This is a genomic window from Sphingobium sp. V4 (assembly GCF_029590555.1).
Taxonomy (GTDB): domain Bacteria; phylum Pseudomonadota; class Alphaproteobacteria; order Sphingomonadales; family Sphingomonadaceae; genus Sphingobium.
Genome location: NZ_CP081002.1, coordinates 1,112,554 through 1,124,703 on the forward strand (window position 1 = coordinate 1,112,554; position 12,150 = coordinate 1,124,703).

The 12,150-nt window shown below is 59.7% G+C and carries 18 protein-coding genes and 1 pseudogene; 10 read left to right on the forward strand and 9 right to left on the reverse strand.

The window, feature by feature from the left end; genetic code table 11:
* Positions 1–70 precede the first annotated feature (70 nt).
* The 3 genes and pseudogenes from htpG to K3M67_RS20810 form a co-directional block, all read right to left on the reverse strand.
* On the reverse strand, positions 71–1,957 hold the full coding sequence (gene htpG, locus K3M67_RS20805) for a molecular chaperone HtpG (RefSeq protein WP_285833278.1): 1,887 nt from the start codon (positions 1,955–1,957) through the stop codon (positions 71–73).
* A 245-nt stretch (positions 1,958–2,202) separates the two neighbouring features.
* Positions 2,203–2,313: a hypothetical protein gene (locus tag K3M67_RS22015; RefSeq protein ID WP_502958912.1), complete on the reverse strand. Its 111-nt coding sequence runs from the start codon at positions 2,311–2,313 to the stop codon at positions 2,203–2,205.
* A gap of 218 nt (positions 2,314–2,531) precedes the next feature.
* Positions 2,532–2,783: pseudogene (locus K3M67_RS20810) on the reverse strand (D-amino-acid oxidase); the annotation flags it as partial.
* A gap of 207 nt (positions 2,784–2,990) precedes the next feature.
* Here K3M67_RS20810 and K3M67_RS20815 point away from each other — a divergent pair.
* From K3M67_RS20815 to K3M67_RS20855, 9 genes are all read left to right on the forward strand, one after another.
* Positions 2,991–3,782: a S1/P1 nuclease gene (locus K3M67_RS20815; RefSeq protein ID WP_285833279.1), complete on the forward strand. Its 792-nt coding sequence runs from the start codon at positions 2,991–2,993 to the stop codon at positions 3,780–3,782.
* Positions 3,783–3,825: 43 nt separating this feature from the next.
* Entirely contained in the window at positions 3,826–3,984 is a 159-nt protein-coding gene (locus tag K3M67_RS20820) for a DUF5818 domain-containing protein (RefSeq protein WP_285833755.1), read from the forward strand.
* A gap of 2 nt (positions 3,985–3,986) precedes the next feature.
* The gene (locus tag K3M67_RS20825; RefSeq protein ID WP_285833280.1) at positions 3,987–4,175 is read left to right on the forward strand and encodes a DUF6961 family protein; all 189 of its coding nucleotides are present in this window, start codon (positions 3,987–3,989) and stop codon (positions 4,173–4,175) included.
* 133 nt (positions 4,176–4,308) lie between these two features.
* Entirely contained in the window at positions 4,309–4,968 is a 660-nt protein-coding gene (locus tag K3M67_RS20830) for a S24 family peptidase (protein ID WP_285833281.1), read from the forward strand.
* Between the two features lie 82 nt (positions 4,969–5,050).
* Positions 5,051–5,560 (forward strand): helix-turn-helix domain-containing protein, encoded by a 510-nt coding sequence (locus K3M67_RS20835; protein ID WP_285833282.1) that lies wholly within the window; start codon positions 5,051–5,053, stop codon positions 5,558–5,560.
* 67 nt (positions 5,561–5,627) lie between these two features.
* The gene (locus K3M67_RS20840) at positions 5,628–5,993 is read left to right on the forward strand and encodes a hypothetical protein (protein WP_285833283.1); all 366 of its coding nucleotides are present in this window, start codon (positions 5,628–5,630) and stop codon (positions 5,991–5,993) included.
* A gap of 42 nt (positions 5,994–6,035) precedes the next feature.
* Positions 6,036–6,488, forward strand: coding sequence for a hypothetical protein (locus K3M67_RS20845; RefSeq protein WP_285833284.1), 453 nt, complete (start codon positions 6,036–6,038; stop codon positions 6,486–6,488).
* Positions 6,463–7,008, forward strand: coding sequence for a helix-turn-helix domain-containing protein (locus K3M67_RS20850; protein ID WP_285833285.1), 546 nt, complete (start codon positions 6,463–6,465; stop codon positions 7,006–7,008). The genes K3M67_RS20845 and K3M67_RS20850 overlap by 26 nt, the downstream gene beginning before the upstream one ends.
* 158 nt (positions 7,009–7,166) lie before the next feature.
* Positions 7,167–7,367 carry a hypothetical protein gene (locus K3M67_RS20855; RefSeq protein WP_285833756.1) on the forward strand — a complete coding sequence of 67 codons (201 nt, stop codon included), beginning with the start codon at positions 7,167–7,169 and terminating at the stop codon, positions 7,365–7,367.
* A 145-nt stretch (positions 7,368–7,512) separates the two neighbouring features.
* On the opposite strand, the gene K3M67_RS20860 is transcribed toward K3M67_RS20855, so the two are convergent.
* Both K3M67_RS20860 and K3M67_RS20865 read right to left on the reverse strand, forming a co-directional pair.
* Entirely contained in the window at positions 7,513–8,202 is a 690-nt protein-coding gene (locus K3M67_RS20860) for an alpha/beta hydrolase family protein (RefSeq protein ID WP_285833286.1), read from the reverse strand.
* A 140-nt stretch (positions 8,203–8,342) separates the two neighbouring features.
* The gene (locus K3M67_RS20865) at positions 8,343–9,164 is read right to left on the reverse strand and encodes a Ros/MucR family transcriptional regulator (protein ID WP_285833287.1); all 822 of its coding nucleotides are present in this window, start codon (positions 9,162–9,164) and stop codon (positions 8,343–8,345) included.
* 226 nt (positions 9,165–9,390) lie between these two features.
* Between K3M67_RS20865 and K3M67_RS20870 the strand changes: the two genes are divergently transcribed.
* Positions 9,391–9,867 carry a hypothetical protein gene (locus K3M67_RS20870; protein WP_285833288.1) on the forward strand — a complete coding sequence of 159 codons (477 nt, stop codon included), beginning with the start codon at positions 9,391–9,393 and terminating at the stop codon, positions 9,865–9,867.
* Here the strand turns inward: K3M67_RS20870 and K3M67_RS20875 are convergent.
* The 4 genes from K3M67_RS20875 to K3M67_RS20890 form a co-directional block, all read right to left on the reverse strand.
* A complete protein-coding gene (locus K3M67_RS20875) occupies positions 9,789–10,211 on the reverse strand; it encodes a helix-turn-helix domain-containing protein (protein ID WP_285833289.1) in 423 nt (140 codons plus the stop codon). The two genes, K3M67_RS20870 and K3M67_RS20875, sit on opposite strands and share 79 nt — an antisense overlap.
* A 350-nt stretch (positions 10,212–10,561) precedes the next feature.
* Positions 10,562–10,993: a hypothetical protein gene (locus K3M67_RS20880; RefSeq protein WP_285833290.1), complete on the reverse strand. Its 432-nt coding sequence runs from the start codon at positions 10,991–10,993 to the stop codon at positions 10,562–10,564.
* 65 nt (positions 10,994–11,058) lie between these two features.
* A complete protein-coding gene (locus K3M67_RS20885) occupies positions 11,059–11,403 on the reverse strand; it encodes a hypothetical protein (protein WP_285833291.1) in 345 nt (114 codons plus the stop codon).
* 64 nt (positions 11,404–11,467) lie between these two features.
* Complete coding sequence (locus tag K3M67_RS20890; protein WP_285833757.1) at positions 11,468–12,085, reverse strand: LuxR C-terminal-related transcriptional regulator; 618 nt, start codon at positions 12,083–12,085, stop codon at positions 11,468–11,470.
* Between the last annotated feature and the right edge of the window lie 65 nt (positions 12,086–12,150).

Sequence of the window (12,150 nt, forward strand, 5' to 3'; positions counted from 1 at the left end):
CCGGCCAGCGACCGAGCTTTTCACGACCTGGGCTTGGACAAGTGCCAACCTCGCTGTCGGACATGATGCGTCAGTTCAGCGATTTCGCCATCAGCCGCTCCAGCCGTTCTGCAAAGGCGCGAGGATCGGCGGGTGGCTGACCTTCGGCGATGCGCGCTTCATCGAGCAGCAGGAAGGCGAGGTCGCTCCGCTCTTTGTCGCTGGCCACGGTCTGGCCGAGCTTGGCGATTAGCGCATGGCCGGCATTGATTTCCAGCACAGGCTTTGCCCGATTGGGTGCCTGCCCCGCCGCTGCCAGCATCCGCTCAAGCTGAAGGTCCATCGCGCTTTCCGACGCGACGATGCAGACGGCGCTGGTCGTCAACCGGTCGGACACCCGGACGTCGGACACCTGGTCGGCCAAAGCTTCCTTGGCAAAGCTGATGAAGCTGCTCACATCCTCGTTCGGGGCATCCGTCGCTGCGCTGCCCTCAGCCAGCGGGATCAGGCTAAGGTCGGTCGCACCCTGGGTTACCGACTTGAAGGGCTTGCCGTCATAATCCACACCAACGGTCGTCCAGAAGCTGTCAACCTGGTCGGGGAGCAACAGAACCTCAATCCCACGCGCCTTGAAACCCTCGAGCTGCGGCGATTGGAAGATCCGATCGAGATCGGTCCCGGTCACATAATAGATCGCAGTCTGGTTGTCCTTGAGGGAGGCCGCATAGTCCTTGAGCGAGCGCCACTCGCCGTTCGACGTGCTGGTCTTGAACCGGGCAAGGTCCAACAACTGTGCGCGCCGCTCGAAATCCTCATAGAGGCCTTCCTTGAGCACCGCCCCGAAATTCTCCCAGATCGCGCCATAGCGGTCAGGATCGCTGGTTGCGATCTTGTCCAGTTCCGACAGGATGCGGTTGCTCACGCCCTTCTGAATCGCGGACAAGACTGGGCTGTCCTGGATCATTTCGCGCGACATGTTGAGCGGCAGGTCGGCGGAGTCCACAAGACCCCGCACGAAGCGCAGGTAGCGAGGCAGAATTTCCGCCTCGTCGGTGATGAAGACGCGGCGGACATAGAGCTTGATCCGACCCTTGCGGTCGGGATCGAACAGGTCGAACGGCTTGGTTTCCGGAATGAAGGTCAGAACAGAATATTCGTGCCGCCCCTCCGCGCGATAGTGGAGCGTCAATGCGGGCTTGTCGAATTGGCCCGCGACGCTGCGGTAGAAGTCGGCATAATCCCCTTCGCTGATATCCGACTTCGCCTTGGTCCAAAGTGCCGCCCCATCAGCGACCTGGCGCTCTTGCTCCTCGCTGCCCATCTCCTTGATGAAGATAGGCACGGGGACATGGCCTGACTGCGCCTTCACGATCCGCTCGACCGTGTAACGCTCGGCATAGGTCTTTGCATCATCCAGCAGATGCAGGGTCACCCGCGTGCCGCGCGCTGGCGCCTCTGCGGTGTCGACTGGCGCGATCGTATATGTTCCCAGGCCATCCGACGACCAGCTGGCGGCCTGATCCGTTCCCGCACGCCGCGACACGACATCGACATTCCCCGCCACCATGAACGCGGAATAGAAGCCGACGCCGAACTGGCCGATCAACTGCTGGCCCTCGCCATTCTTGTCAGCGGTCAGCCTGTCCATGAAGGCCTTGGTCCCCGAACGCGCGATCGTGCCCAGCGTCTCCCCCATGTCGGCAGCGCTCATGCCGATACCATTGTCCTCGACGACGATTGTCGCGGCTTCTCTGTCAAGCGTCAGCGTGATGCGCGGCTGCGGATCGTCGCCGAACAGGGCCGGATCGGAAATTGCCTCATAGCGCAGCTTCTCGCAGGCGTCGGCCGCGTTGGAGATCAACTCGCGCAGGAATACGTCCTTGTCGGAATAGACCGAGTGGACCATCATGTGCAGCAACTTTGAAACATCCGCCTCGAAGGCATGAGTTTCAGGGGCGCTCACGGTGTCGGTCGTCATGGATTTTCGCTCTCTCATATGGCAGACTGTGCGACGGTCAGATGGATCGAATGCGATTTCCATTCAAGAGGTGGGCTTAAAAGCACCGCTCTTCTTGGTCCTGTCTGTTAAAGCGGTACCTGCCAGCATTTCCTCGCTGCCTTTGTTCCACGGCAACCATGCGCAGGGATTTATCGATCTCACCGCCACGATAGGCATCGCGATATTCCGTGATGGACGCGCTGTTCAGTTGCGCCAGGGCAGGATTATTTTGCAATGGACGCGATGTGCGGCGCTCCCTCGTCAAAGGTGTTGGCGATGACGGAAAAGCGATCCGCCATAGTGGTCCATAAAGTCGAAGTCACGATGTCGGCCACGCCTGCGCTGTCCGTTCAAATCAGATATCCCGTCTCCTTGTTCAGACCATGGCGCGCGCCCGGGGCTTCCCAAATCGCCATCGGCCGCGTTGCGCCATCTCTTGGAGGGCAACGCAGAAAAAACCGGACAGACCGCAGCTGATTGGCAAAAATTTCAGGTTGAACGGGCGATAAGGATCGGTTTCGTAGATTCATCAATTCCCCACACTCAAGCGCGCCTAAAGTGAGCCGACTTTAATTTTGGAACCGTCGACAAGCCGGCTGAACCGGAAGTGGGCTGTATCGACGGCGGGCGCTTCCTGAGCGATCAACTGACTGGCAAGATGACCGGTACCCGGCCCGAGCCCGAAGCCGTGGCCGGAACAGCCCGCCGCAAGAAACGGGCCGTCGACGGGGCCGATCGGTGAGATGACGGGGACGGCATCAGACGTGCAATCGACATGGGCGCCCCGGACGTGATCAATTTCGATCGCCTATCACCCCCAAAACTGGGGTCAGCATCGCAGTACCACACAATGGCGTAATGTCTGCAGATCAGCGGTGCGCGGTCCAACTGGATCGTTTTAGGTTCCGTACAGATTGAAGGGCATCTGCTGCCCGAGCAATCGTCCCCGTAGCGCTCGCCGCTTCCTTTTCTTGAGAAAATTGGGCAATGGAACAGGATGCATAGACCAGTCATGTTCGCCGCAGTGATCGCCCTTTCATCGCCGGCATATGCCTGGGGACCCGTTGGTCACCGCATCACCGGGGCCATCGCGGATGAAAATCTGAGCGGTGCCGCCCGTGCCAATGTCCGCATTCTCCTCGGTACGCAGGATCTGGCAGAGGCTGCTACCTGGCCGGACGACATGAAGTCCGATAAAGCGGACTTCTGGCAGAAAATAGCAGGCCAGTGGCATTACGTGACCGTCAAGGAAGGGGATGATTACCAGCCATCCGATGCTCCAGCCGGCGGTGATGCAATGACAGCGCTATCGCAATTCACCTCAAAGCTGCGCGATCCCAAAACGACAGTGGAAGAGAAGCGTCTTGCGCTCAGGTTCATCGTCCACATCATCGGTGATCTCCACCAACCCCTCCACGCTGGTGGGGGCACAGACCGGGGCGGCAACGATGTCACGGTGAAATGGTTCGGTCGTCCCACAAACCTCCATTCGGTGTGGGACTCAGCCATGATCGAGCAACGGTCCCTGTCCTATTCCGAATATGCTGGCTGGCTATCCCGATCCATTTTGCCCGCGCAGATCATCGGCTGGAGCAATCCGAACCCGTCAATCTGGGTAAGCGAGAGCATCGCGCTGCGTAAGGCTATCTATCCCGCCGATCCAGACATCTCGTGGGACTATGCCTATCAGCATCGCGAAGAACTGGACGATCGCCTGAAGCGCAGTGGCGTCAGGATCGCGGCCTATCTCAACTGGGTGTTTGACCGCCCTTCGATAGCTGGGCAATCGGGAAAGCAGAAATAGGATGCCCAGGGGAACACGCCATGATCTGACCGGTGTGCTTCTCATGCGGGGCGCCAGCCCCGTCCTGCGCGTGGACGATGGAGGGGAGTGGCGGCTGGATATGTCCAGCCGGTATCGCCACCTCCTTGGCAATCGGGTGCGCGTGGAAGGGCGCCGATCGGAGTTCGATATGCTGGACGTCGAAATCATCAGGCCAGTATGAAGATGACCGACGACCAGGTGATGCTCGGAGCGGCAATCATGCTCATCAAGCGGCACGGCGATCAGGCCCCTGTGAAGGTGGCAGAGCGGATCGGCGAGCTTGCAGCAGAGGGGGACGAGATGGGCGTCGCTGTCTGGAAGGCGATTGCGGCCTATATGGATGATATCCTGCGCGCAGGCCCGATGCAGTAAAGCGCCGCGGCGGGACGCGGCATACCTCCATTGCACCGACCGTTGCAGCCGTTGGATATGTGCCGGATCTTTCGCATATTCCTGATCGAAAAGGCCAACTTGACCGCGCGCGTCATTCTTGTGACGGTAGCCTATGGCTACAGACGTCGCAAACATACTGGATCGACTGATCGCTGAGCGCGGCGATACCTATGCGCGGGTTTCCGGGCTACTGGGCCGCAATTCTGCCTATGTGCAGCAATTCATCAAGCGCGGTACGCCGCGCCGGCTGGCTGAGGAAGACCGGAGGATCCTCGCCCATTATTTTGGCGTTCCAGAAGAAACACTCGGTGGACGTCGGGAAATATCGCCGCGTGCGACCGGGGCCGACATCAAGGTCGCAACGGCCTCGGTGGCCCGCCTGTCTCTGGGCGCTTCGGCGGGCCATGGAACACTGGACGAGGACCGACGTCCTGCCGATCGTGTCACGTTTGACGCCCGATGGCTTGACCAGCTGGGTATCGACGCGAGGAACGCGACCATCATTCGGGTAGACGGCGAATCGATGATGCCGACGCTCAATCATGGAGACGACATCATGGTCGACCATGCCGATGGGGCGGGCCGGCTACGCGATGGCATCTACGTGCTGCGACTGGACGGAGCACTGATGGTCAAGCGCATCGCGCTTGGTCCGCGGCGCGGCAGATTTTCGGTCCGGAGCGACAACCCCCTTTATCCCGACTGGAGCGAGCTTGATTCCGACCTGATTCACATCGTCGGTCGCGTGGTCTGGGCGGCGCGACGCCTCTGAGGTTCACACAGCTTCAGCCACGCCATTGCATTGAGCGCAGGAAAATAGGAAAATTCCCTCGCAATTGGAGGGAGCCTTTCGCATGCCGCAGCGCCTGTCGGAATTGACTGAGCAACAAAAGCGCTGCCTCCGTTTCGTCCATCAGGGCCTGACTTCCAAGGAAATCGCACTCCAGCTCGCGACGACGTCGGGCGTCATCGACAACTATATTCAGGCAGCTGTGCAGAAGCTCGGCGCGCTGAACCGCAGGGAAGCCGCGCGCCTCCTGGCCGCCAAGGAAGAAACCATGGTGCAGCAATTGCACCTGCAACCGGAGCCTCTTGCCGACCCACCAAAATCTGCCACTTTGGACCTATCGCCGCCGGAGCCAGAGCTGGTGGCGGTGCCTGACCCGCACAGAAACAACACAGGCAAACTGACAGGTCTCTGGAGCAAGGTGTGGTCGTGGTTGCTGCACCATATTGGAGGGCCGCCGCATGACCTGAGCAAGGCTGAAACGTTCCGGTCCATCCTCTGGACGGCGCTGGCGACGACCGGTGTCCTCGCCTGCATCATAACCGTATCGGCCTGGCTGAATTACAGGGCCAGCTGAACCTTTCTCGACATCGCCACCCACCGAAAACGTGCACGGCATCGTGCCTGCACGAAGGAGATTTCTTATGCCCAAAACGAAAGAATCAGTGCTGCCTCTCGATCGCGACCGCTTCCTGACGCTGACCGAAAGCGTATTTGGAACCTACACGCATATCGATGCTGCGATGGCGCATACGCTCCGGCTGGCTGGGGATATGGTCGAGACCGCAGGTGAAATTGGCCTCGAGCCCAATGTCAGTCAGTCCCTGTTCGACGACCTGAAAAACTGTATCGGAACGTTGCTCCTTTCGCGTCAGCAGTTTCTGAAGGTTCATCGCCGGGCGCATTCGATCCGCCAGCGCACGACCGTTGCCTGGGAAGGCTGTCCCTACACAATCGATGGCGAACCGGCCACGTCTGCGGCACCGGTCCAGCTTAAGGCTGTAGTCTGACCGGCTTGACGCGGGAGCGAATTATCGCTTCCCACCAATGGAATGATCGCCCTCAGCTACTCCATCGCGCTATTCGCAACCGCCTTTTACGCGCTGTCTCATGGCGGTCGCGAAGGGAGAGCAATTGTCGCCATCATCGGGTTTCTCTTCGCTGTTTCCTTTTTTCTCCAACATGCGTCGAACGACCCCGCATTCACGATGGTGGCTAGCCTGGGCGTGGATCTGGTTTCCCTGGCGATGAAGATCGGGCTGGCCCTGTCCAGCCGGCGACGCTGGCCCATCATCATCGCTGCTTTCCAGGTCAATTCGGTGGGTGCGCAGATTGCAATTCTGCTCTCGCCAGCCTTCAAGCTGAACTTTCACATCCTGGCCTCGACCGTATGGGCCATCCCGACACTTGCTGTGATCGTGACCGGCATATTCCTTGATCGCCGGCATGATCGCGCCATGACCGTTGAAGGAATGCGACGTGGAAAACTGGAATCTGCGACATGATGTAACGCAGCCATCCCTAATGCGAAAGGCTCAGGTAAAGAACCTGACCGCGCAGTTCGAAAAATGGATCAGCGACAACCTTCCGCCACTCGCGCAATACATAGGTCCGGACTGGATCGGGTTGGCAGCCGCCACGCCCGGCGCGCCAGCCGGAAACGGTTCTACAGCCCTTGCCCCCCCCGCCATTAACGGTCCGGTCGATTTCTTCCGGAGACTCCAGAAAGCGCGAAATCGGCGCACGCATTTCTTTGGAGGAGACCTGTTTGTCGATCCGGCATGGGACATCATGATTGATCTCTACATAGCAGCTGCCGAACACAAGCAGATTTCCATCTCCAGCGCCTGCATGGCATCCGGTGCGCCGCCCACAACTGCACTTCGCTATCTGGCAACCCTCACAGATGCGGGCATCATCATACGCGCCGCTGACGCGCGTGATGGAAGACGATTTTTCGTGCGGCTGAGCGATGACGCCCGGCAGAAGATGACGAACTGGTACGAGAGTACTGGCTTTGCCTGAGCGGAATATAACCAGCACCCAACTAATGACACAGCGGACCGGCCGGAGTTGGGTGCGCAAAACCAACACCTGAGTGCCTTGGAAGGATCGACCTTGAAAACTGTGGAAAACTGACCTGCCCGTAGACGATCTGCCCCATGGCCAGCTACGCGGCCGCCATGAGTATCGCTGCTACCATTATGAATTCGACCACTGGCCCACCCATTCAGAAGATGACTTTTGGCAGAATGCCAAAGCCCTGGGCCACATTCCATCTCGAAACCGGTGAACGTGTGACCGCCGATCGGGTGAATGTCGGAAAGCCCGCGCCCGGTAAATTCGTCGCTCCAGTGGAGGTCTGGGTAACCCCAAAAGGCTAAGGCCTGGCATAACACTGGGCATTCATCCATCATTGCAGCCTGGCGATTTTCCGAGTATCGCCAGGCATTGAACCGACCCGCCCCCTTGCTGCGGGAAACAGGGCGATTGCCAGCGTCGCATATCCGGGACATTCACTGCCTACCGTTACAGGATGCACGAAATCCCACTGGCGAGCGCATCCAGCGCCTCGGCTTCGGCGCCCATCGCCGTCCTGCCGCTCTTCACTGCCACGTTGAAGCTGTGATCGGCATGTTCGACGATATGGAGGCGGGCCCTGCTCCCCAAGCCAGACACGACCGGGCGAAGCAAATCCGCCTCCGCGAGCGCATCGCGCGATCCTGAAATGAAAAGCATGGGTATTTCGATCCGGGAGAGATGCTCGGCCCGATCCATGCCCGGCTTTCCGGCCGGGTGAAGAGGAAAACCCAGGAAAGCGAGACCCCGGACATGGGGCAGCGGCTGTTCCGCCTGGGCCTGCGATGTCATGCGTCCCCCGAAGGATCGCCCGCCCGCGGACAGGGGGAGATCGGGCGCCAACTGACGTGCCCGTTTTGCTGCCGCCCGCACGACAGCGTGCGCGAGCCTGGGTCCATCTGGACGTTTCGAACCCTTTTCCATGTACAGAAATTGGTAGCGGAGCGTTGCAATGCCTCGTGCTGCAAGGCCTTGCGCATTCGACTCCATCGCCTTGTGCATCATGCCCGTGCCGGCCCCATGGGCAAAGAGATAGAGCGCCTTGGCTGCCGGAGGGCGCAGCATCAAGCCAGACACCGTATCCGACCCAACTGCGATCGTGACGTTCTGCGGCTCCATCCGGTCCTGCCCTTCGATCATGTGATTTTCATTTTCTGCGATGACGGTAGGCCCAAGGCAGCCGAACGGCTGTCCCGAGAGCAACGGTCGCGTCTCTGCTGGCAGAGCAGCCCCAGGCTATGGAGGGTAGGGGACGGATTGCCGCCCCCTACGGATGGGCCTCAGCCAGAAGGATCGGATTTAGTCTCACCGCCGAGGTGAGTGCCGGCCACGGCCAGGGCTGCCTTCAAGAATTTTGGCTTCGATGTCGGCTTGGCCTTGGGCGAAGCCGCAGGCTTCTTCCTGGCCGGTTTGGATTTGGCGGCTGCGGCCGCGGATTTTGCTTCTGATACGACCTGCGATTCCTTGGGGCCGGTAATCGACAGGCGAGCCCGCTTATCCTTCTTAGGTGCGGAAGGCTTGGCTGCCGGCTGGGGCGCTGCTTCAACGGATACTGCCGGGTCTCCCTTTATCTTGCCGGCCGTCCTTTTCGTCGGGGCTCCGTCAGCCTTGGTCGGAACAGCAGTCGGTGGGGTGCTGCTGGCCTTCGCGACATCGGGGCTTGCCACCGCAGCCTTTTTCTCGGGAACGGCCGTCATACCGGCTTTCTTGCCCAGACCCAGCTTTTGGGCAACGGCTCGCCGCGCATCGGAATAGCTTGCCGCCACCAGCGGATAATCCTTGGGCAATTTGTAGCGTTCACGATATTGTTCGGGCGTCAGATCGTGAGACGCAAGATGGCGCTTCAGCGTCTTGTAAGGCTTGCCGTCAATGAGGCTCAATATATGGTCGGGCGATGACAGGCTCTTGCGAACGGACACCGCCGGCATGAATGTCGCACTTGCGGTTTCATCGATCACCGCAGTAGGCGTTTCGACAAGCGCGGCGCGGGTCGTCTTGATCAGATCTGCCAAGCCTTCGCTTGGGACCATATTGCGCGAAACATAGGCGCTCAAGAGCTGAACGGTGAGGGCGGTGATGTCAGTCTGTTTCTCTTCGGCCATTGCGCGATCCCATAGCAAGTCAATATTGATCCTGTCCTGCGTGCTAAAGCATCAAATGTAAATATTGCCTGATGGTCGTGCGTGATAGTCGACATAGGATTGTGCGGCAGTCAGTCAGGCTTCTTCAATCTCTGATCTGGATCGGGCCATTTGGCGGCAGTGCCCGCGCTTGACGCATCTCGCCGCGGCCTCCATGGACGCGGCCCAATCCATTTCAAGGAACCCCATGCCCGAGATCGATACGCGACCTGACCTCAAATCGCGTCTGGCAAGGAACTGGGAAATGCAGACTGACAGGCCGCGGCCAGTCATAATTCTGGCATCGCCCGGCACAGACCATGGTCTTGAACTCCAGGAGGTCGCCGATGACCTCGGTATCCAATATATTCGCCTGCATTTGCAGCAAGTCGTGACGCCCGGCCAACATGGTATTCTTACGCAGGACAAAGCGAGGCTGGTCGTCATTTCCGGCGTCGAGCAACTGACACCGGGCGAACGCGATGCGCTGGTCAGGCTGATCTATAGCGGCCCGCGAACCTTGCCCGCGATCCTATGCCCGGTCGAGGGGGATGTCGCCCGGAAGATCATGGCGGCTTTCGGTAAGCTTCGGCGGATCGGTGAAACTCAGTTGTGCCGCACCATGCTGGCGCAAAACGGAAGCACCCTCTCGGCGAACAGCACCGTATCGGGGGCGGTCGTGTAGATGGGCGCAAGCCGGTCGAGTGCCCGTTCGATAGTTTCCAGCCCGTGGGTCGTAAACCGAACCTCGACCCGGCGCCGATTGCGCATCGCCGCTTCCCTCACGATGATCCCGCTCATTTCCATTGTTTCCACTTTCCGCAGCGCTGTCGAGAGGGGGACATTGGCGAACATGCAGAGCGACAAGAGATAAGAGGGGCGCCCTTCCTGCGCGGCGAGAAAAAGCTCAAGCATCATGTCCCAGATCGGGTTCGGACACAGAGCGTAGCCCAGGCAGTCACCCACGACCTTCCGTGACGCTATCAGCTTTCTACATATGTCGACGCGTAGTAGCGGCATTCCCTGCATCGGGCTCACTCCGTTTTTGATGAACCGAAATGGGCGGCGGTTGACCCGGCGATTTTGTTGTCAGGTCAGTCCTGCGCCGGTGGATAAGGCTCGCTTGCGAATCCTCGGGTTTCTCCGGAGCCTCCCGGGATCAAATTCCGCGTTTGGCCTGTTGGTGACGACACGCACTGCGATCCTGACGCGGCGCGGTGTTTGCGGCCGCCACCCGGCAAGACCTGGAGGCCTTGCCCACGACCGTTGGGCGCGTGCCGTCATATCGTCCTGATCGGAACTTCGGGCCGACCTTTGGTTACGAACGTTACCTCTGACGCGCTGGCGTGTTTACGGCAGAACGTTGAATTCCGCCGCGGTCAATTTGATCGCCAGGAAGCGTCATAGCCGCGTTGGTGCAACCTTTCCTGGTGGCGCCAGGTGGCGGTGATCAACATCGATTGCGCCACCCAACTCCAGAAGCCGGCAGCTTCGGCGTAAGCTGCCGGGACAATGTCAGGAACGATCGCGCGCGTCAGATGAATGATCACTTCTGCAAGCAACATTCCCGAGATCCAGAGCGGCCAGAACCGCGTGCTTCGGAGCGATAGGGCGAGAAATATGCCCAGCATCGCTAAGTCCACGCCCAATATTCCGGCCTCAAGATAATGGAACCGAACGCTTCCCGGCCGGACGAAGGCGATGCTCGAAAGAACCCCGAGCGCAAGGGTGGCCGCCGCGATCTGTTCGGGGCGACCACCCCGTGCAAAGGCATAAAGCGAACTGACGATCAGAAGGCATACAAAGATCATTTGCCTGGTCATCATCCAATGAGACGAAAAGTGTTGCGGATAGTCAATGACTTGGCGCTGGCCGATTACGCCGCCCGCAAATGTCGGTCCGCCGCCGGCTGAGCTTGCCCCGCTACCTTGAACACGTCGCCATAGGCCTGTTCGCCCAGTCCGATGTCATCGCTTGCCTCCTTGAGCCGTGCGTGGGTGGCAACGATCTCTTCGCGGGTCTGGGCCACAAGAACCACCGCCGCAGCCGAGGATCGAAAGGCATCCTGACCAATTGACGCGGCAAGCTTGCCTTCGAGCCGGGCAAGAGGAAGTGCGGCGTTGAGTTCCGCGATCCGGGCGGCGGCGATGTCCAGGGCCTCTTCGGCGGCGAAGAGGCGCTGCGCAACCGAATGCGCAATGACATGGCGTTGTTTGGGCATAAGGTCTCCTTCGCGCAGTCCAGCGGAATGCGCGTCTGTTGAAGGTGGGGTTAAGGAAGGTCGTCTAGCGGCGGGCGAGACTGTCGAGCGCCGACAGGAACGATGCGGCTGAGCCGGCCGAGAACAAGGCCAGGGAACTCACCACCGCAACGGCGATAAGGATATAGTAGATGGTCAGGTCATTGCTCTGTCTCCGGCTGGAGCGGAGGGGCACAAGTCCAAGCAGGGTGTGGATCAAGTTCATCAGGGTTGTCTCACCCTGCGATAGCGCCATCTCCCGATCCGGCGTGGCTTGCTGTTCCGCATCGTTGTCAACCGGATCAGAGGGCACAATTTTCGGCGAGGGCAACAGACCCAACGACTGGGTACCCAAATCCTGGGGGGGAGGGGGCGCCCCGGCAAGCACGGCTTCATAGGCGCGGATGATCCGTGCCGCATCGTACCTGTCCATGTCTCCCAGGTGCCTGCGTGCCTTGATGATGTGCTTGTCCACGCTCCAGGCGGATATCCCGAGCAGCTTGCCGATCTTCTTGGATGTGAAATTTTCGGCCACCAGCCTCATGCATTCGCGCTGCCGCTCCGAAATCAGCGGAAGCTTTGTCCGATAGGGTTCCAGTTCGGGCGGGAGTTGCTGTTCGGGCACGAGAGCTGCGACCTTCTGCCATGCCGGCCGCCGGAGCATCTTTGACAAGCAAGGCGACCAGTCCGTTGCGATAGGCAACGAGTGTCATAAAATTGACACGCAAA

Bases quoted from the DNA above. Each gene is read 5' to 3' on its own strand.
- K3M67_RS20815 (WP_285833279.1), top strand. From the start codon at position 2,991: ATGTTCGCCGCAGTGATCGCCCTTTCATCGCCGGCATATGCCTGGGGA.
- K3M67_RS20885 (WP_285833291.1), bottom strand. From the start codon at position 11,403: ATGCCCAAACAACGCCATGTCATTGCGCATTCGGTTGCGCAGCGCCTC.
- K3M67_RS20820 (WP_285833755.1), top strand. From the start codon at position 3,826: ATGCGGGGCGCCAGCCCCGTCCTGCGCGTGGACGATGGAGGGGAGTGG.
- K3M67_RS20840 (WP_285833283.1), top strand. From the start codon at position 5,628: ATGCCCAAAACGAAAGAATCAGTGCTGCCTCTCGATCGCGACCGCTTC.
- K3M67_RS20880 (WP_285833290.1), bottom strand. From the start codon at position 10,993: ATGATCTTTGTATGCCTTCTGATCGTCAGTTCGCTTTATGCCTTTGCA.
- K3M67_RS20855 (WP_285833756.1), top strand. From the start codon at position 7,167: ATGAGTATCGCTGCTACCATTATGAATTCGACCACTGGCCCACCCATT.
- K3M67_RS20865 (WP_285833287.1), bottom strand. From the start codon at position 9,164: ATGGCCGAAGAGAAACAGACTGACATCACCGCCCTCACCGTTCAGCTC.
- K3M67_RS20825 (WP_285833280.1), top strand. From the start codon at position 3,987: ATGACCGACGACCAGGTGATGCTCGGAGCGGCAATCATGCTCATCAAG.
- htpG (WP_285833278.1), bottom strand. From the start codon at position 1,957: ATGACGACCGACACCGTGAGCGCCCCTGAAACTCATGCCTTCGAGGCG.
- K3M67_RS20835 (WP_285833282.1), top strand. From the start codon at position 5,051: ATGCCGCAGCGCCTGTCGGAATTGACTGAGCAACAAAAGCGCTGCCTC.
- K3M67_RS20830 (WP_285833281.1), top strand. From the start codon at position 4,309: ATGGCTACAGACGTCGCAAACATACTGGATCGACTGATCGCTGAGCGC.
- K3M67_RS20890 (WP_285833757.1), bottom strand. From the start codon at position 12,085: ATGCTCCGGCGGCCGGCATGGCAGAAGGTCGCAGCTCTCGTGCCCGAA.
- K3M67_RS20860 (WP_285833286.1), bottom strand. From the start codon at position 8,202: ATGATCGAAGGGCAGGACCGGATGGAGCCGCAGAACGTCACGATCGCA.
- K3M67_RS20845 (WP_285833284.1), top strand. From the start codon at position 6,036: ATGATCGCCCTCAGCTACTCCATCGCGCTATTCGCAACCGCCTTTTAC.
- K3M67_RS20870 (WP_285833288.1), top strand. From the start codon at position 9,391: ATGCCCGAGATCGATACGCGACCTGACCTCAAATCGCGTCTGGCAAGG.
- K3M67_RS20875 (WP_285833289.1), bottom strand. From the start codon at position 10,211: ATGCAGGGAATGCCGCTACTACGCGTCGACATATGTAGAAAGCTGATA.